Origin of the sequence: Devosia beringensis (assembly GCF_014926585.1) — a bacterium.
Taxonomy (GTDB): Bacteria; Pseudomonadota; Alphaproteobacteria; order Rhizobiales; family Devosiaceae; genus Devosia; species Devosia beringensis.
Genome location: NZ_CP045422.1, coordinates 1,640,565 through 1,657,281 on the forward strand (window position 1 = coordinate 1,640,565; position 16,717 = coordinate 1,657,281).

Sequence of the window (16,717 nt, forward strand, 5' to 3'; positions counted from 1 at the left end):
GCGGCCCGCACCCCGGAACCTCATGGCCAGCCACAAACCCAAAATCCTCGTGACCCGGCGCCTGCCCGAGACCATCGAGGCGCGGATGGCGACACTGTTCGAGACCGACGTCAACGAGGCCGACGTCACCCTGACGCAGGACGATATCATTACCGGGCTCGAGGGCAAGGAAGTGCTAGTCTGCTCGATCACTGACACTGTCGATGCCGGGCTGATCGCGCGCCTGCCCAAGAGCGTGCGGCTGATCGCCCAGTTCGGCAATGGCGTGGACAATATCGACGTCGAGGCCGCCTGGGCCGCCGGGCTGACGGTGACCAATACGCCATCGGTACTGACCGAGGACACGGCCGACATGGCCATGGTGCTGATGCTGGCACTGCCGCGGCGGCTGGTGGAAGGCACGCAGATGCTGGTGCGCGACGGGGTCTGGGCCGGCTGGTCGCCGACCTCGATGCTGGGACACCGGCTGCGCGGCAAGGCGCTGGGCATTGTCGGCATGGGCCGCATTGGCACGGCGGTGGCGCAGCGCGCCCGGGCCTTTGGCCTGCATATCCATTATTATTCGCGCAACCGCCGCCCGCCGGCGATCGAAACGCCGCTCGAGGCCACCTACTGGCCCGACCTCGATGCCATGCTGGCGGCGGTCGACATCGTCTCGCTGCATACGCCGCATACGCGCGAGACCTTCCACCTGCTGTCGGCCGAACGGCTGGCGGCGATGAAGCCGGACAGTTTCGTGGTCAATGTCAGCCGGCCCGAACTGCTCGACGAGGCCGCGCTGGTGGCGCAGATCGAGGCCGGTCATCTAAGCGGCGCGGCGCTCGACGTGTTCGAGAACAAGCATGGCATCAATCCGCGGCTGCTGGCGCTGGCCGAGGCCAACAAGGTGGTGCTGACCGCCCATATGGCGTCGGCAACGCTCGAAGCGCGGGTGGAGATGGGCGAGACGGTGATCGTCAATATCCGCGCCTTTATGGACGGGCACCAGCCGCCGCACCGGGTGCTGCCCGAGGGCGGGCGCGGCTCGTTGAGCTGACCGCCGGACGCGACACGCCCGCCGCGCATTGGGGGGCAGATGCGCTGGCGGATTGACGCGGGCCCGCCGAGGGCATAATTCCCGCCCATGAGCAAAGATAACAAGCAAACCGGCCCGACCCAGCGCTCGCTGCGCATGGGTGAACTGGTCCGCCATGCGATGGCGGACATATTCGCCCGCGGCGACATCGATGACGATGCCCTGCGCGGCACGGTGATCACCGTGCCCGAAGTGCGCATGAGCACAGATCTCAAGCTGGCCAATGTCTATATCATGCCGCTGGGCGGCCAGCATGCCGACGAGATCGTCGCGGCGCTGAACCGACACCGCAAATATGTCCGCGGCCGGGTGTCGCCGGCGCTCAACGTCAAATTCGCGCCCGAAGTGCGGTTCTTCGTCGACGAAACCTTCGAGGAAGCCGGCCGTATCGATGCGCTGCTGCGCTCGGAAAAGGTCAAGCGTGACCTGGCCGACGATGACGGCGAGACCGATTGAGCGCCCCCAAACGCGTCAAACGCGCGATTTCCGGTTGGGTTGTCCTCAACAAGCCCTATGACATGACCTCGACCCAGGCGGTGGGCAAGGTGCGCTGGCTGTTCAGCGCGGCCAAGGCCGGCCATGCCGGCACGCTCGATCCGCTGGCCACCGGCATCCTGCCGATCGCGCTGGGCGAGGCGACCAAGGCTGTGCCGCAGGTGCAGGACGGCACCAAGGTCTATCGCTTTGCCATTGCCTGGGGCAGCGCCACCACCACCGACGATACCGAAGGCGCGGTGATCGCTACCTCCGACGTGCGACCCGACAGGGCAGCGCTCGAAGCGGTGCTGCCGGCCTTTACCGGCACGATCCTGCAGCGGCCGCCGATCTTTTCGGCGCTCAAGATCGATGGCGAGCGGGCCTATGACCTGGCGCGGGCCGGTGAAGTCGTCGAGCTGGCGCCGCGCGAAATCGATGTCGACGCCATCACGCTGCTCGAGCATGGCAGCGAAAGCTCGGTGCTGGAGGTAACCTGCGGCAAGGGCACCTATGTGCGATCGCTGGCGCGCGATATCGGCGAGGCGCTGGGTACGCGGGGCCATGTCAGCCTGCTGCACCGCTCCGCCGTCGGGCCGTTCAACGATGCCGATGCACTGACCATCGACCAGCTGGAAGCGCTTACCCTTGAGGAACGCGACCGGCTGCTCAAGCCGGTCTGGTCCGGCTTTGTCGACCTGCCCGAAGTGCGGCTCGATGCGCTGCAGGCCACCGCGGTGCGGCATGGCAATAGCGTGCTGCTGACGGGGGCCGGTGCGCCGGTGACGCTGGACGAGTGCTGGGCCAGCTTCAAGGGCGAGGTGCTGGCAACCGGCTGGGTCGAATTCGGCCAGTTCCAGCCGCGACGCGTATTCAACTGAAAATGAAAAAGGCGGGGATTGCTCCCCGCCTCGGTCTTGTCGTCTCTTAGTTGATAAAGAAGACGATGATGATGATCAGCCAGATCGGCACGCCGAGCAGCCAGAGTCCAATGCCTCGAAACATCTGATTTCCTTTCCTTAGAACCGGCGGAACACGTCAGCAAAGACGCTGTTGTTGTCGCGATGATTGCCACCCTTCTGGGCAGCCCAAAAGGCACCAATGGCCGAGATCAGCAGCGATGCTGCGAGCAGGAAAGCGGCGATGATGGCGGTGTTGCGGGCAATGCGGGCAGCCTCGATGGCTTCCTGGCGGGCAGCTTCAACGCTGGTGATGGCCTGGTCGACGCGGGTTTCGGCTTCAGCCTGGGCAAGACCGGTATTGGCAGCCACGACGCTGGCCAGATAGGTCCGGTCGGCATCGGCAACGGTGCCATCGCCTAGCGCAGCCTGGGCAAAGATACGACCGGCTTCAGCGCGGGCCTGCCCTGCTTCAACCGGCTGGGTGGAGCGGAACATGGTGTCGATGAAGTAGGCGTTCGGATCCATGGCTTCAGCCGAACCTTCGGCCACATTGGAGGCGGCCGTTGTCGCAGTCGCGGCAACATTGCCGGCGGTGGACACAGCAGCGCCAATACCGCCAATAGCAATGACGGAGCCCAGAATGGCGGCGCCAGCCCAGACGAGCAGGCCATGCGCACCGTCGCGCAGGTCACTTTCGTCTTCATTGGCGTCGAAGTGGCGACGGCGCAGGCGGCCGGTCAGGTAGCCGCCAGCCATGAAGCTGGAAATCTGCACCCAGAGGAACCAGCTGGCTGCCACAATGCCGATGACCAGCGGGTTGGCATCGGTGCCATAGCCGAAGTCGAGGAAATTGAGGCCAACGGCGGAGCCAAAGCTGATCAGCACGAGGCTGATGGCGGTGGCCAGCGCAATGCCGGCAAAGATGGCAGGCCAGTCAACATAGCTGGACTGGTCGCGATCGGTGGATTCAGATTCGATAATGGCGACGCCCGCGGGCGCATCAATGCTCATTGTGGCAGCTCCTGAAAAGGTGGGGTTCGGATGGCCGGAAGGCTCAAGCCAGACCAATGAAAGACAGGATTGCCATGACGACAACGACCAGACCGACGAGGTAAATAATGGAGTTCATTTTCAAATGCCTTGTTGAGTGACGCAGGTGCCGTATCAACAGGGCGTGAGCAAATTCGTTCCCGGAGCGCAGCAAATATGTGCAGAACAAGGCAAGCAAAAAGGCGGGACTTGCGCCCCGCCTCTGCTGTTTTGGCAGCCGGAAAAGCCTATTTCAGCGCGTCGGTGACGACGGTGGAATAAGCGCCTTCAGGCTGGGCTTTGATGATCTTCTGGTCGAGCAGGGCCTTGACCGTGCGCTCATAAGTAGCCGTGTCGAGGGCCGGGTCCGTAGCGTCGACCAGCTTGGAGACCTCGCCGGTCATATAGAGCTGATGCTCGAGCGTGGCGGCGCCGGTCTCATCCATATCGACGACGATCTGGGCGGCTTCTTCGGGGTTTTCCAGGGCATAGGCCCAGCCCTGCATGGAGGCCTTCACGAAGCGGGTATAGGCATCGACCTTGGCGGGATCGGCCAGGGTATCTTCCATGACATAGAGCCCGTCTTCGAGCAGGTCATTGCCCATTTCGGAATAGTTGAAGATGGTCAGGTTGTCCGGGCCGTAGCCGGCGTCGAGGGCCTGGCCATATTCGTTATAGGTCATGACCGAAATGCAGTCGGCCTGGCCCTGGATCATGGGCTGGATGTCAAAGCTCTGCTGCAGCACGGTGACGCCGCCTTCCGAACCGTCGGTGGCAATGCCTTCCTTGTTCATCCAGGCAAAGAACGGATATTCATTGCCGAAGAACCAGACGCCCAGCGTGTGGCCGGGGAAATCGGCAGCCGTCTTGATGCCGGTTTCGGTGGGGCAGATCATCATCAGACCCGAGCGCTTGAAGGGCTGGGCGATATTGACCAGCGGCACGCCGGTTTCGCGCGCGGCCATGCCGGCGGCCATCCAGGTGACGATGATGTCGGCACCACCGCCGGCGATCACCTGTTCGGGGGCGATATTGGGGCCGCCCGGCAGAATGGTGACGTCGAGATTTTCCGCGTCATAGAAGCCCTTGGATTCGGCGACCAGATAGCCGGCGAACTGCGCCTGGGTGACCCATTTGAGCTGCAGGGTCAGCGCGTCCTGTGCGAATGCCGGCGTGGCCGCAAGCGCCAGGGCGCTGACGAGCAGACCTCCGATAAGTTTGTTCATTGTCGTTCCCTTTTCCCTGTTACGCCCGTCCACCACGGACAGACGGATGCCAGAAAGTGACCCCGCGCTCGATGAGCGCGATCACCCCGTAGAAGGCGGACCCCGCGATCGCGGCAACCGCGATCTCCGCCCAGACCAGGTCGATGGCGAGACGCCCCACCCCGGTCGATATCCGGAAGCCCATTCCCACAACGGGCGTCCCGAAGAATTCCGCTACGATGGCGCCGATCAAGGCCAGAGTCGAATTGATCTTGAGGGCGTTGAAAATGAAGGGGGCGGCAGCGGGCAGCCGCAACTTCAAGAGCGTCTGCCGATAGGAGGCAGCATAGGTGGCCATGAGGTCGCGCTCGATTGCCGAGGCGGCGTTGAGCCCCGCCACGGTGTTGACCAGCATGGGAAAGAACGTCATGGCGACGACAACGGCAGCCTTGGATTGCCAGTCAAAGCCGAACCACATGACCATGATCGGGGCGATGCCGATAATGGGCAGAGCCGACATGAAATTGCCGATCGGCATGATGCCGGCCTTGAGGAAGGGCGAGCGGTCGACCAGGATGGCGACGCCCAGGCCGGCGAGGCACCCGATGGCATAGCCGGGCAGCACCGACTTGACGAAAGTCTGCACGAAATCGGCCCAGAGGATGGGGATTTCCGTGACGAAGCGCGCGCCGATGGCCGAGGGCGGCGGCAGGATGACCGGGGGCACATTGGCGCCGCGCGTCACCACTTCCCAGATGACCAGCAAGGCCAGGCCGAAAACGGTGGGGATGAGCAGGCTGGTACCGGTTTCAGGGAGGCTGCCGGCGCGGATGGCCGCGGCGAGGCGTTCGACAAAGAGCCAGGCAAAGGCCCAGCCGGCCAGCAAAGCCAGCCAGTGATGACCGGGCAGCGTAACTCCGGTTGTGAGGCCGGCCAGCAGCGCGATGGCAGCCAGAACCGCCAGGGCGCCATCGAGCCATACAGTCAAGGGCAGGACGAAGCGCGCCAGCGACACGGTCGACAGGGCGAAAAACAGCGCCAGCAGCGGCGCAGCGCCCAGGCTGGGCAGACTGAGAACCAAGCCCACCAGGCCGGTCAGCCCAGCAGCGAGGGCCAGCACCATCTGCAGGCGCGAGAGGCCAGCGCGGTTCATACCCGCACCCCCATGCGCGCATTGACCCAGCGCTCGGCGCTACCGACGATGGCGACCAGAATGGCGGCGAGGCCAGCAGCAATGAACAAAGCCGCCCAGATCTGCACCGTCTGGCCGTTATAGGAACCGGTCAGCAGGCGCACACCCAGGCCACCGCCGGCGGCATTTGAAAGCTCGGCCACCACGGCGCCGATCAGCGAAATGGCGATGCCCACCTTCATCGAGGCAAAGAGGAACGGCATGGCAGCGGGCCAGCGCAGCTTCCAGAAGACCTGCCAGGAGCTGGCATCATAGGTGCGGAGCAGGTCGAGCTGGATGGCCTCGGGCGAGCGCAGGCCCTTGACCATGCCGACGACCACCGGGAAGAAGCTGAGATACATCGAGATCAACGATTTGGGCACCAGCCCGGTCAGGCCCATGGCGCCGAGGCCGACCACGACCATGGGCGCCACCGCCAGGATGGGAATGGTCTGGCTGGCAATGATCCAGGGCATGAGCGAGCGGTCCGACGCGTCATTGTGGATGATGGCGACGGCCAGGCCCACACCGAGCACAGTGCCCAAGGCAAAGCCCAGCAAGGTCGCCGACAGGGTAATCCAGGCGTGAAAGGCCAGCGAGCGGCGCGAGGTGAATTCGAGCGCCACGGTGGCGTTCCAGATCTCGCCGACCACCTGATGGGGCGCCGGCAGCACCGGCTTGTCCTGGTTCCAGGTCTGGGTGGCAAAGCTGGCAAAGGACAGATCGACCAGTTCGGCGCGGGTGTTTAGCGTGGTCTGCCAGGCCGCATTCATCGGGATCGCCGCCGCGTACCAGATGACGAGGATGGCCAGAACAATGGTGAGGACGGGGATGAAGCGGTTCATCAACGCGCCCCCTGGGTGAAGAAGACATCGAGGGTAACGGCGCGTCCCGAATGGGCATCGCGCAGCTTGACCGAAAATCCGGCCTGTCCGGCCGGTTCGCCCTCGCCGGTTTCAAAACGCAGGTCCAGCAGGGCCGGATGGAGTATATTGGGGCCCAAATAGGGGCCTTCATAGCAGACTGCATCGGCGGCTACCTGCCGCGCGCCCGCCGGATCGCGCGCGGTGATGTCGCACAGCACGCGTACGGTGCCGTCACGCGGCTCGGGATTGCTGAAGATGATGGCCAGGGACCCCTGTTCGCCGGGGCCATAATGGCTCTTGCCATCGAACTGAGGCGGCTCGGGCCGCTGGAACATGTCGTACCAGTTCATATTGTCCGTTACCACGACAATGCCGGTGAACCTGCCATCGCTCTGCTTGTCCATGCCGGTATCGGCCGCTTGCGACAAAGCCGCGCCGGCGCCACCGAGCGCCAGGAGCATGGCCAAGGCAATGGCACGGATCAAGCCGGACATGGGCCTAAACCTCGTCATAGCTGTGCCCGGCCCGCAACCCGTCGCGGACGCGGGCCGCGATGGCCAGAAATTCGGGGGTTTCGCGGATGTCGAGCGGGCGCTCGGGCGGCAGGGTGCTCTCGATGATGTCGGTGACGCGGCCGGGGCGCGGCGACATGACCACGATCTTGGTCGAGAGATAGACCGCCTCGGGAATGGAGTGGGTGACAAAGCAGATGGTCTTCTGCGTCCGCGCCCAGAGCTTGAGCAGTTCGGAATTGAGGTGGTCGCGGACGATTTCGTCGAGCGCGCCAAAGGGCTCGTCCATCAGCAGCAGATCGGCATCAAAGCTCAGCGCCCGGGCGATGGAGGCGCGCTGCTGCATGCCGCCCGACAGCTGCCAGGGATATTTCTGCTCGAAGCCGGTCAGGTTCACCAGTTCCATGGTGCGGGCGATGCGCTCCGTCTGCTCGGCCTGGGCATAGCCCATGATTTCGAGCGGCAGGGCGATGTTGCGGGCGATGGTGCGCCAGGGATAGAGCGCCGGCGCCTGGAACACATAGCCATAGGCCCGGTCCTTGCGCGCATTTTCGGGCGTCTGGCCATTGATGGTCAGCGTGCCCGAGGTGGGCTGTTCGAGATCGGCAATGGTGCGCAGGAAGGTGGTCTTGCCACAGCCGGAAGGCCCGATGAAGGAGACGAACTCGCCCTTATTGATCGTCAGGTTCACATCGCTGAGGGCAATGACGTCGCCATCATTGGTGGGAAAGGTGAGGCCAAGATTTTGGGCCGAGACGACCAAACTCATGTCAGCGTCCCCGCCGCCTGAGGGAGGCAGAGGGTGAGCGGCCCCATGGGGCCAAGGCCATCGAATTGTACAAAGAACGCCTCATCGGCACTGCCCATCACGGTCACCGTATCAATCCGGCTCTCTTCCTCACCCTCTTCAAAACAGACGCCGCTGACCACCAGGACGTCGTCACTGGACGATACCAAGTCGGCAAAGTCGCAGGCCGAGGCATAGGCAGAAAAGGTATCGGGGGTCAGCAGGAGATAGGCGTCGTCGTCGAAATTGCCGGTGAAATAGGCCTGACAGCCGGCGGGATTGCCATAGATGCCCACAATGGGCAGCACAGCGGCCGACGCGGTACCGCTGAGGCCCATGATGGTCGCAACGGTTGTCAGCGTGAAATGCAAGCTTGCCATCAGACCCCCGACGCCGGAATGCCGCTGCGCTCGACCTTGCGCGGGGCAACGAGGTCTTTCCACTGGCTGAGTGCCTGGTTGACCGGGTTCTTGGCCTCGCGGGCGACGAACTGGCCATGGCCGGGCCGGTGGCGCATCTCGTTTTCCACCACCGCGACCTGACCGCGGCTCAGCACGAAGCGCGGCAGGCCGGTGACCTTAAAGCCCTCAAAGACATTGTAGTCGATGGCCGACTGCTGGCTGGCCGCCGTGATGGTCTTGCTGCGCGCCGGATCCCAGACCACGAGGTCGGCATCGGCGCCGACCAGCACGGCGCCCTTTTTGGGATAGAGGTTGAGTATCTTGGCGATATTGGTCGAGGTCACGGCAACGAACTCGTTCATGGTCAGCCGCCCGGTGGCGACGCCACGGCTCCACAGCACGGCGAGGCGATCTTCGACACCGCCAGTGCCATTGGGGATCTTGGAAAAATCGCCAATGCCATTGCGCTTTTGCGCGGTGGTGAAGGCGCAGTGATCTGTTGCGACCACCGAGAGCGAGCCCGACTGCAGGCCGGCCCAGAGCGAATCCTGGTGCCGCTTGTTGCGGAAGGGCGGCGACATGACGCGACGGGCGGCGTGATCCCAATCGGGATTGGCATATTCGCTGTCGTCGAGCGTCAGATGCTGCACCAAAGGCTCGCCATAGACGCGCATGCCGTTCTGGCGGGCGCGGCGAATGGCTTCATGGGCCTGTTCGGAAGAGACGTGCACGACATAGAGCGGCACGCCGGCCATGTCGGCGATCATGATGGCGCGGTTGGTGGCTTCGCCCTCGACCTCGGGGGGCCGGGAATAGGCGTGCCCCTCGGGGCCATTATTACCCTCAGAAAGCAGCTTCGCGGTCAGCGCGGCGACGACGTCGCCATTTTCGGCATGCACCAGCGGTAGCGCGCCCAGTTCGGCGCAGCGGGAGAAGGACGCGAACATCTCATCGTCATTGACCATGAGCGCACCCTTATAGGCCATGAAATGCTTGAAGCTGGTAATGCCGCGTTTGACCACCTCGTCCATCTCGCGCCAGACCTGCTCGTCCCACCAGGTGATGGCCATGTGGAAGCTGTAATCGGCGCTGGCCTTGCCCGATTTGTTGTCCCACATGGAGAGCGCCTCGAGCAGGCTCTGGCCGGGGCTGGGCAGGCAGAAATCGACCACCATGGTCGTGCCGCCCGACAGGGCGGCGCGGGTGCCGCTCTCGAAATCATCGGCCGAATAGGTGCCCATGAAGGGCATTTCCAGATGGGTGTGCGGGTCGATGCCGCCGGGCATGATGTAGCAACCGGTCGCGTCGAGCACTTCGTCACCGCTCAGGTTCGGGCCGATCTCGACGATGATATCGCCCTCGATCTTCACATCGGCCTTGTAGGTGAGGTCGGCGGTGACGACGGTGCCGTTCTTGATGACTTTTGTCATGGTTTGCCCCTTACTGGTAGTGTTCACCTCAGCACGAAAAACTGATCCGCACCGATACCCCATCATTTGCTTTGATCACGTTCTCTACTAAGAGATCACACTCGGCTAGACGACCAGAAGTAGCGGCTCCGGAAGAGCCAATTTCCGTCATAACTCCGTCCAATGTCACAGGAATTATGTTCTTCTCTTCGTCGTAGTTTCCAATGAGCGCTCTGGTGCCAAAAGCGTGACACGTTGAAACCGCCGAGCCCGCCCTAACAAGCGCGGATACGCCGTCGGGCAGACAGTCAGGTGGGGAAACGGCCAGAAGAGCAGATGGTAGCGCGTCCGCTGCCGCTCTTAAATCACCTTTCTGAATGGCAGCTGAGGCTACCTCCAATGACTCATTGGTTTCGGCAGGCAGGACTTGCTGTACTTCTGGTGATCGCACCACAGCTAGCAAACTTGCCAGTGTTTGGTCCCTATACTCAGCGTTCTCGTACTCTAGTCGAACGTCGTTGCCGCCCTGCGAGTATGAGAGGGCCTTTTCCATCGCGAGCTTCTCACTGATGCCCGCGCCAGCCCAAGCATACCCACCCAAGAAAGAGCCAAGGAGTGCACTACCACCGCCGATCGATCCCCAAAATACCTTCCAGAATGAACCGCTCACTCCACGATCTCCGCCGTCTCGACCACGGCGTGGAACAGCACGTCGGCGCCGGCTGCGGCCCAGTCGCGGGAAATCTCCTCGGCCTCGTTGTGGCTGAGGCCCCCGACGCAGGGGCACATGACCATCGTGGACGGCGCAACGCGGTTGGTCCAGCAGGCGTCGTGGCCAGCGCCGGAAATGATGTCCATATGGCTATAGCCGAGCTTTTCGGCGGCGGCGCGGACGCGGTTGACCAGGGTCGGATCGAAGGCGACCGGGTCGAAATGGCCCACAGCTTCCATCGCATAGCCGACGCCGAGTTCGGCGCAGATCGCCTGCGCCCTGGCCTCGATCTGCTCGCGCATGGAGGTCAGCTTGTCCAGACTGGGCGAGCGGATGTCGACGGTAAAGACCACGCTGCCGGGCAGCACATTGCGCGAATTGGGCGAAAACTTCATCTGGCCGACACCGCCGACAGCGCCGGGCTGGTGCGCCATGGCGATCTCCTGCACCGCCTCGATGGTTCGCGCCGTGGCCAGACCCGCATTGACGCGCATATTCATAGGGGTGGATCCGGTATGGGCTTCCTTGCCGGTGAGGGTGAATTCGAGCCACCACAGGCCCTGGCCATGGGTGACGACGCCGATCTGCCTGTTCTCGGCCTCGAGAATCGGGCCCTGCTCGATGTGATATTCGAAATAGGCGTGCATCTTGCGGGCGCCGACTTCTTCTTCACCACGCCAGCCGATGCGGGCGAGTTCGTCGCCATAGGTCAGGCCCGCCTGGTCCTGGCGGGCATAGGCATAGTCCTGGGTGTGGATGCCGGCAAAGACGCCCGAGGCCAGCATGGCGGGCGCAAAGCGGGCGCCCTCTTCATTGGCCCAGTTGGTGACGACGATGGGGTGGCGGGTTTTGATGCCGAGGTCGTTCATCGAGCGGACCAGTTCGAGCCCGGCGAGGACGCCGAGCACGCCGTCATATTTGCCGCCGGTGGGCTGGGTATCGAGATGGGAGCCGACATAGACCGGCAGCGCCTCGGGGTCGGTGCCCGGCCTTGTCATGAACATGGTGCCCATCTGGTCGACGCCCATGGTGAGCCCGGCTTCGGTGCACCAGCGCTGGAACAGGCGGCGACCTTCGCCGTCTTCATCGGTCAGGGTCTGGCGGTTATTGCCCCCGGCAATGCCGGGGCCAATCCTGGCCATATCCATCAGGCTGTCCCAGAGCCGAACACCATTGATGCGAAGGTTTTCTCCTGGGGCAGACATGATGGCCTATTCCTATTTCACGCTCGGAAAGCTGAATTCGGCGCCGCCCTTGATGCCGGCGGGCCAGCGGGTGGTGACGGTCTTGAGGCGGGTATAGAAGTGGACGCCTTCGGGGCCATAAATGGCGTGATCGCCAAAGAGGCTGCGCTTCCAGCCGCCAAAGGAGTGATAGGCCACGGGCACGGGGATGGGGACATTGATGCCCACCATGCCGACCTCGATCTTGTCGGCAAATTCGCGGGCGGCGTCGCCGTCGCGGGTGAAGATGGCGGTGCCATTGGCGTATTCGTGGCCGTGGATCAGATCGACCGCGTCCTGATAGGTATCGGCGCGTACCACCGAGAGCACCGGCCCGAAGATCTCCTCGCGGTAGATGGTCATGTCGGGGGTGACATTGTCGAACAGGGTGCCGCCGACATAGTAGCCGCCTTCATAGCCCTGCAGCTTGAAACCGCGGCCATCGACGACAAGCTCGGCGCCCTGCTCGACGCCTGAATCGATGTAACCCAGAATCTTGTCGCGGTGCATGGAGGTGACCACCGGGCCCATTTCGGCGTCCTTGTCGGTGGACGGGCCGATCTTGAGGCTTTCGACGCGTGGCTTGAGCTTGGCGATCAGCGCATCGCCGGTCGCCTTGCCCACCGGCACGGCCACGGAAATGGCCATGCAGCGTTCGCCGGCCGAGCCATAGCCGGCGCCCATCAGCGCATCGGCGACCTGGTCGAGATCGGCATCGGGCAGGACGACCATGTGGTTCTTGGCGCCGCCCAAAGCCTGGACGCGCTTACCGGCCTTGGTGCCGCGCTGGTAGACATATTCGGCAATCGGCGTCGAGCCAACGAAGCTCACCGCCTTGATGTCGGGATGGTCGAGAATGCCGTCGACCATTTCCTTGTCGCCGTGGACGACATTGAGAATGCCTTCGGGGAGCCCCGCTTCCATGAAGAGGTTCCAGGCCAGCATGGAGGCTGAGGGATCGCGCTCGGAGGGCTTGAGGATGAAGGCATTGCCGCAGGCAATGGCGGCCGGATACATCCACATCGGCACCATGGCCGGGAAGTTGAACGGGGTGATGCCGGCGACGACGCCGAGCGGCTGGCGGTCGGAATAGGAATCGATGCTCGGGCCTACATTGCGGGAGAATTCGCCCTTGAGCAGCTGGGGGATGCCGCAGGCAAAATCGACGCAGTCGATGCCGCGGGCGACTTCGCCCAAAGCGTCGTCATGCACCTTGCCGTGCTCGCGGGAAATCTCGCGGGCCAGGTCATCGGCATATTGATCGAGCAGCGCCTTGAACTTGAACATGACGCGGGCGCGCTTCATCGGCGGGGTATTGCCCCAGCTCACCTGCGCGGCCTTGGCCGAGGCGACGGCGTCATTGAGCTCGCTCAGGGTCGACAGCGGCAGTTCGGCCGAGACCTCGCCGGTGGCCGGGTTGAAGACCGGCACGCGGCGGCCTGTCGAGACATAGCGTTTGCCGGCGACGGCGTTTTCAATGGTGTTCATCAGTCGATGCTCCGCAGGGCTGTGCGGACGCCATCGATCAGCTCGCCGATCTGGGATTCCGAAATGATCAGGGGTGGGCTCATGGCGATGATGTCGCCGGTGGTGCGCACCAGGAAGCCATCGTCATAGCATTTCAGGAAGGCCGAGAATGCGCGCTTGGTGGGCGCCCCGGCAATGGGCTCGAGCTCGATGGCGCCGACCAGGCCGATATTGCGGATGTCGATGACATGCGGCTCGCCCTTGAGCGAATGCAGCGCGTCCTGGAAGATGGGCGCCAGTTCGGCGCCCCGGGTGAGCAGACCCTCTTCCTTGTAGGTTTCGAGCGTGGCCAGACCCGCCGCCGAAGCCATGGGGTTACCCGAATAGGTATAGCCATGGAAGAACTCGATCATGTGCTCGGGTCCCTGCATGAAGGCATCGTGGATTTCGCCGGACACCAGCACCGCGCCCATGGGAATGACGCCATTGGTCAGGCCCTTGGCGGTGACCATGATATCGGGGGTGACGCCGAAATAGTCGGCGCCAAAGGGGGTGCCGAGGCGCCCGAAGCCGGTGATGACCTCGTCAAAGATCAGCAGGATGCCATGCTTCTTGGTGATGTCACGCAGGCGCTGCAGATAGGCCATGGGCGGGATCAGCACGCCGGTGGAGCCGGCGACGGGCTCGACGATGACGGCGGCAATGGTGGAGGCATCGTGCAGGGTGACGATGCGCTCGAGCTCGTCGGCCAGCTCGGTGCCATATTCGGGCACGCCCTTGGAATAGGCGTTCTTGCTGAGGTTATGGGTGTGCGGCATGTGGTCGACGCCGGTCAGCAGGGTGCCGAACATCTTGCGGTTGGTGACGATGCCGCCGACGGAAATGCCGCCGAAATTGACGCCGTGATAGCCGCGCTCACGACCGATCAGGCGGCTGCGCGCGCCCTCGCCCCTCACGCGGTGATAGGCCAAAGCGACCTTGAGCGCCGTCTCGACCGATTCCGAGCCTGAATTGGTGAACAGCACATGGTCGAGCCCCTTGGGGGCAATGTCGACGAGGCGATTGGCCAGCTCGAAGGCCTTGGGATGGCCCATCTGGAAGGCGGGGGCATAGTCAAGTTCGGCGGCCTGCCTGGCGATGGCCTCGACGATCTTGGGACGCGCATGACCGGCATTGCAGCACCACAGGCCCGCCGTGCCGTCGAGCACCTGGCGGCCATCGGAAGTGGTGTAGTGCATGTCCTTGGCGGCGACGAACATGCGCGGGGATTTCTTGAACTGCCGGTTGGAGGTGAAGGGCATCCAGAAGGCACCCAGATCGTTCGGCACCACGGCGCTAGAATTGGACACGGCTCTCACTCCCCTTATTCCGGACTGATCGCGATTGGCACTTGACGCGCGGCCGCAATGCTTCGAATTTTGACCAGTTGGAAAAATGTTAGCACTCCCAAACATTCTAGCAAGGCGAAAAATGCCGCCGACCAAAATGAACAGTGCCGAGATTGCCGCCAGCCCCAAGCGCCAACACAAGGCCGATGCCAAGGCGGCGAGCCATCCGCCGACAAAAGCCCGGCCGCTGACGCGCATCCAGCGCGAGAAACAGGACGTGATCCTGGAGGCGGCGCTGGAGGTGTTTTCCATGCACGGTTTCCGCGGCGCCACGATCGACCAGATCGCCGAAGTGGCGGGGATGAGCAAACCCAACCTGCTGTATTATTTCCCGCGCAAGGAAGAGATCCACCGCCGGCTGATGGCGGCGCTGCTCGAGACCTGGCTGGCGCCGCTGCAGGAAATGAATGCCGATGGCGACCCCTTCCCGGAAATCCGCTCCTACATTCGCCGCAAGCTCGAAATGGCGCGCGACTATCCGCGAGAGAGCCGGCTGTTTGCCAATGAAATGCTGCAGGGGGCGCCGCGCATCATCGAGATGATCGAGGTGGACCTCAAAAACCTGGTCGATGAAAAGGCCAAGGTGCTGCTGGACTGGATGGATGAGGGCCGGCTGGCCCGCACCGATCCCTATCACCTGATCTTTTCGATCTGGGCGACGACGCAGCACTATGCCGATTTCGACGTGCAGGTGCGGGCGGTACTGGGCAAGGGGCGCAATGGCGAGGGGCGCTTCGAGGATGCGGCGCGCTATCTCGAGCAGTTGTTCCTGCACGGGCTGACGCCGCGGCCGCGGGGTGCAGCGGAGGCGCGCTGAGCGATCAGGCGAAGAGCCGTTCGGCGCGCCCGGCCGGTTCGGGCGCCTTGCCGGCGAATTCGAAATTGCTTCCGGGCCGCGACTTGGCGCGGTAGAGCGCAGCGTCTGCCGCCGCCAGCAGGGTGGCGGGCAGCAGGCCGATATCGATATCGGCAACAATGCCCAGGCTGGCGCCGACCTGGACCGTACGCCCCATGACCGGCACGGGCTGCTCGATCAGGGTGATGCAGGTGCGGGCCAGCAAGGCGAGCGAGGCGGCATCGGGTCGGCTTACACAGAGCAGGACAAATTCGTCGCCGCCCAGCCGCGCCAGCTGATCGCCGGGTTCCAGTAGATCGGAGAGGCGCTGCCCCACGGTGCGCAGCACGAGGTCGCCGGCGGCGTGGCCCAGCGCGTCATTGACGGCCTTGAAGCGATCGAGATCGAAAATGATGATGCCAAAGGGCGTGGCGGCGGCGGTCAGCGCCTCCATGGCGGTTTCAAGCGCCAGGCGGTTGGCGAGGCCGGTGACCAGGTCGGTGCGCGATTGGCGGTGCGCCAGGCGGCGCTGGCGCTCTACATCGCGGACGAGGCCACGCACCCGCATCACCATCGCCAGCACAACGGCCAGCAAGGCCAGCATGAGCGGCACGCGAATGGGCACGAAGCGGGCATAGATCTCGTCGGCATAGCCGCTGGCGGTCCACACCAGATAGGCAACCGTGCCATCTTGCTGGCGCAGCAGGGGCAGGGCCTGCTCCCGTTCACCCGAGGGCAGTGTGGGGGACAGACGGACATCGTCCAGGCCGGCGATCTGGCGGATCAGCGCCATGCTGCGCGGATTAAGGCTCTCACCCTCCTGGGTCAGCAGATCGATGGCGTTGGCCGCGCGTTGCCGTTCGTCGGCGAGAAGGCCGCCATCAAGGATGGTGCGCACCTGCATGGCGGTAACGAGCATGACGACAGCGGTGACCATGAGCATGGCAATGCTGAGCATCAGCCAGCGGCCGATTGACCTGATGGCGTGGTGCTCGTCCAGCGCGGCCGGCGCAACGGGGCGCGGCACGCAAAAGCGGCGTATCGACCTGAATATCATTCCTGCGTCCTACAGCGCGCGAACAGTGAGCCCCAACAGGTTGGCAAATGGTTAGCAAGGGAGGGAATCGCCGGGAAAAACCTGCCGTAATAGCGTCACAATCGAGCCGGACGGCGACAGATTGGGCGCGGGGTTCCCGCCCAACAGCAGAAAACCGACGATTTCTGCGCTTGATGCCGGAACTGTTACCATTCGAGCACACCG

The 16,717-nt window shown here is 63.6% G+C and carries 17 protein-coding genes; 4 read left to right on the top strand and 13 right to left on the bottom strand.

Annotated features, from left to right (window positions below; translation table 11 throughout):
- Nucleotides 1-22 precede the first annotated feature (22 nt).
- The 3 genes from GDR53_RS08010 (at nucleotide 23) to truB (ending at nucleotide 2,430) form a co-directional block, all read left to right on the top strand.
- Entirely contained in the window at nucleotides 23-1,036 is a 1,014-nt protein-coding gene (locus GDR53_RS08010; RefSeq protein ID WP_193337533.1) for a 2-hydroxyacid dehydrogenase, read from the top strand.
- Between the two features lie 87 nt (nucleotides 1,037-1,123).
- Nucleotides 1,124-1,531, top strand: a complete 408-nt coding sequence (rbfA, locus tag GDR53_RS08015) for a 30S ribosome-binding factor RbfA (protein ID WP_193337534.1) — start codon at nucleotides 1,124-1,126, stop codon at nucleotides 1,529-1,531.
- Nucleotides 1,528-2,430, top strand: a complete 903-nt coding sequence (gene truB, locus GDR53_RS08020) for a tRNA pseudouridine(55) synthase TruB (protein WP_193337535.1) — start codon at nucleotides 1,528-1,530, stop codon at nucleotides 2,428-2,430. The genes rbfA and truB overlap by 4 nt, the downstream gene beginning before the upstream one ends.
- A gap of 138 nt (nucleotides 2,431-2,568) precedes the next feature.
- Here truB and GDR53_RS08025 read toward each other — a convergent pair whose 3' ends face one another.
- The 12 genes from GDR53_RS08025 to GDR53_RS08080 all read right to left on the bottom strand — a co-directional run bounded on the left by GDR53_RS08025 (nucleotide 2,569) and on the right by GDR53_RS08080 (nucleotide 14,534).
- Nucleotides 2,569-3,462, bottom strand: coding sequence for a hypothetical protein (locus GDR53_RS08025; RefSeq protein WP_193337536.1), 894 nt, complete (start codon nucleotides 3,460-3,462; stop codon nucleotides 2,569-2,571).
- Nucleotides 3,463-3,728: 266 nt separating this feature from the next.
- On the bottom strand, nucleotides 3,729-4,706 hold the full coding sequence (locus tag GDR53_RS08030; RefSeq protein WP_193337537.1) for an ABC transporter substrate-binding protein: 978 nt from the start codon (nucleotides 4,704-4,706) through the stop codon (nucleotides 3,729-3,731).
- A gap of 19 nt (nucleotides 4,707-4,725) precedes the next feature.
- The gene (locus tag GDR53_RS08035; protein ID WP_193337538.1) at nucleotides 4,726-5,838 is read right to left on the bottom strand and encodes an ABC transporter permease; all 1,113 of its coding nucleotides are present in this window, start codon (nucleotides 5,836-5,838) and stop codon (nucleotides 4,726-4,728) included.
- A complete protein-coding gene (locus tag GDR53_RS08040; RefSeq protein ID WP_193337539.1) occupies nucleotides 5,835-6,701 on the bottom strand; it encodes an ABC transporter permease in 867 nt (288 codons plus the stop codon). The genes GDR53_RS08035 and GDR53_RS08040 overlap by 4 nt, the downstream gene beginning before the upstream one ends.
- Nucleotides 6,701-7,216: a hypothetical protein gene (locus tag GDR53_RS08045; protein ID WP_193337540.1), complete on the bottom strand. Its 516-nt coding sequence runs from the start codon at nucleotides 7,214-7,216 to the stop codon at nucleotides 6,701-6,703. The genes GDR53_RS08040 and GDR53_RS08045 overlap by 1 nt, the downstream gene beginning before the upstream one ends.
- A gap of 4 nt (nucleotides 7,217-7,220) precedes the next feature.
- The gene (locus GDR53_RS08050) at nucleotides 7,221-8,003 is read right to left on the bottom strand and encodes an ABC transporter ATP-binding protein (RefSeq protein WP_193337541.1); all 783 of its coding nucleotides are present in this window, start codon (nucleotides 8,001-8,003) and stop codon (nucleotides 7,221-7,223) included.
- A complete protein-coding gene (locus GDR53_RS08055) occupies nucleotides 8,000-8,401 on the bottom strand; it encodes a hypothetical protein (protein ID WP_193337542.1) in 402 nt (133 codons plus the stop codon). The genes GDR53_RS08050 and GDR53_RS08055 overlap by 4 nt, the downstream gene beginning before the upstream one ends.
- Nucleotides 8,401-9,852, bottom strand: coding sequence for a dihydropyrimidinase (gene hydA / locus GDR53_RS08060; RefSeq protein WP_193337543.1), 1,452 nt, complete (start codon nucleotides 9,850-9,852; stop codon nucleotides 8,401-8,403). Before hydA ends, GDR53_RS08055 begins: the two co-directional genes overlap by 1 nt.
- Nucleotides 9,853-9,880: 28 nt before the next feature.
- Complete coding sequence (locus GDR53_RS08065; RefSeq protein WP_193337544.1) at nucleotides 9,881-10,501, bottom strand: hypothetical protein; 621 nt, start codon at nucleotides 10,499-10,501, stop codon at nucleotides 9,881-9,883.
- The gene (locus tag GDR53_RS08070; protein WP_193337545.1) at nucleotides 10,498-11,748 is read right to left on the bottom strand and encodes a Zn-dependent hydrolase; all 1,251 of its coding nucleotides are present in this window, start codon (nucleotides 11,746-11,748) and stop codon (nucleotides 10,498-10,500) included. Before GDR53_RS08070 ends, GDR53_RS08065 begins: the two co-directional genes overlap by 4 nt.
- A 12-nt stretch (nucleotides 11,749-11,760) precedes the next feature.
- Nucleotides 11,761-13,254, bottom strand: coding sequence for a CoA-acylating methylmalonate-semialdehyde dehydrogenase (locus GDR53_RS08075; protein ID WP_193337546.1), 1,494 nt, complete (start codon nucleotides 13,252-13,254; stop codon nucleotides 11,761-11,763).
- On the bottom strand, nucleotides 13,254-14,534 hold the full coding sequence (locus GDR53_RS08080) for an aspartate aminotransferase family protein (protein WP_210321433.1): 1,281 nt from the start codon (nucleotides 14,532-14,534) through the stop codon (nucleotides 13,254-13,256). Before GDR53_RS08080 ends, GDR53_RS08075 begins: the two co-directional genes overlap by 1 nt.
- Nucleotides 14,535-14,703: 169 nt before the next feature.
- Between GDR53_RS08080 and GDR53_RS08085 the strand changes: the two genes are divergently transcribed.
- Entirely contained in the window at nucleotides 14,704-15,438 is a 735-nt protein-coding gene (locus GDR53_RS08085) for a TetR family transcriptional regulator C-terminal domain-containing protein (RefSeq protein ID WP_232846757.1), read from the top strand.
- A gap of 4 nt (nucleotides 15,439-15,442) precedes the next feature.
- Here GDR53_RS08085 and GDR53_RS08090 read toward each other — a convergent pair whose 3' ends face one another.
- Nucleotides 15,443-16,513: a GGDEF domain-containing protein gene (locus GDR53_RS08090; protein WP_193337548.1), complete on the bottom strand. Its 1,071-nt coding sequence runs from the start codon at nucleotides 16,511-16,513 to the stop codon at nucleotides 15,443-15,445.
- Nucleotides 16,514-16,717 lie beyond the last annotated feature (204 nt).

What these genes read in the sequence shown, in the direction of transcription:
- GDR53_RS08010 (WP_193337533.1), top strand. Translation starts at nt 23, where the DNA reads ATGGCCAGCCACAAACCCAAAATCCTCGTGACCCGGCGCCTGCCCGAG.
- rbfA (WP_193337534.1), top strand. Translation starts at nt 1,124, where the DNA reads ATGAGCAAAGATAACAAGCAAACCGGCCCGACCCAGCGCTCGCTGCGC.
- GDR53_RS08025 (WP_193337536.1), bottom strand. Translation starts at nt 3,462, where the DNA reads ATGAGCATTGATGCGCCCGCGGGCGTCGCCATTATCGAATCTGAATCC.
- GDR53_RS08030 (WP_193337537.1), bottom strand. Translation starts at nt 4,706, where the DNA reads ATGAACAAACTTATCGGAGGTCTGCTCGTCAGCGCCCTGGCGCTTGCG.
- GDR53_RS08035 (WP_193337538.1), bottom strand. Translation starts at nt 5,838, where the DNA reads ATGAACCGCGCTGGCCTCTCGCGCCTGCAGATGGTGCTGGCCCTCGCT.
- GDR53_RS08040 (WP_193337539.1), bottom strand. Translation starts at nt 6,701, where the DNA reads ATGAACCGCTTCATCCCCGTCCTCACCATTGTTCTGGCCATCCTCGTC.
- GDR53_RS08045 (WP_193337540.1), bottom strand. Translation starts at nt 7,216, where the DNA reads ATGTCCGGCTTGATCCGTGCCATTGCCTTGGCCATGCTCCTGGCGCTC.
- GDR53_RS08050 (WP_193337541.1), bottom strand. Translation starts at nt 8,003, where the DNA reads ATGAGTTTGGTCGTCTCGGCCCAAAATCTTGGCCTCACCTTTCCCACC.
- GDR53_RS08055 (WP_193337542.1), bottom strand. Translation starts at nt 8,401, where the DNA reads ATGGCAAGCTTGCATTTCACGCTGACAACCGTTGCGACCATCATGGGC.
- hydA (WP_193337543.1), bottom strand. Translation starts at nt 9,852, where the DNA reads ATGACAAAAGTCATCAAGAACGGCACCGTCGTCACCGCCGACCTCACC.
- GDR53_RS08070 (WP_193337545.1), bottom strand. Translation starts at nt 11,748, where the DNA reads ATGTCTGCCCCAGGAGAAAACCTTCGCATCAATGGTGTTCGGCTCTGG.
- GDR53_RS08075 (WP_193337546.1), bottom strand. Translation starts at nt 13,254, where the DNA reads ATGAACACCATTGAAAACGCCGTCGCCGGCAAACGCTATGTCTCGACA.
- GDR53_RS08080 (WP_210321433.1), bottom strand. Translation starts at nt 14,534, where the DNA reads ATGCCCTTCACCTCCAACCGGCAGTTCAAGAAATCCCCGCGCATGTTC.
- GDR53_RS08085 (WP_232846757.1), top strand. Translation starts at nt 14,704, where the DNA reads ATGCCGCCGACCAAAATGAACAGTGCCGAGATTGCCGCCAGCCCCAAG.
- GDR53_RS08090 (WP_193337548.1), bottom strand. Translation starts at nt 16,513, where the DNA reads ATGATATTCAGGTCGATACGCCGCTTTTGCGTGCCGCGCCCCGTTGCG.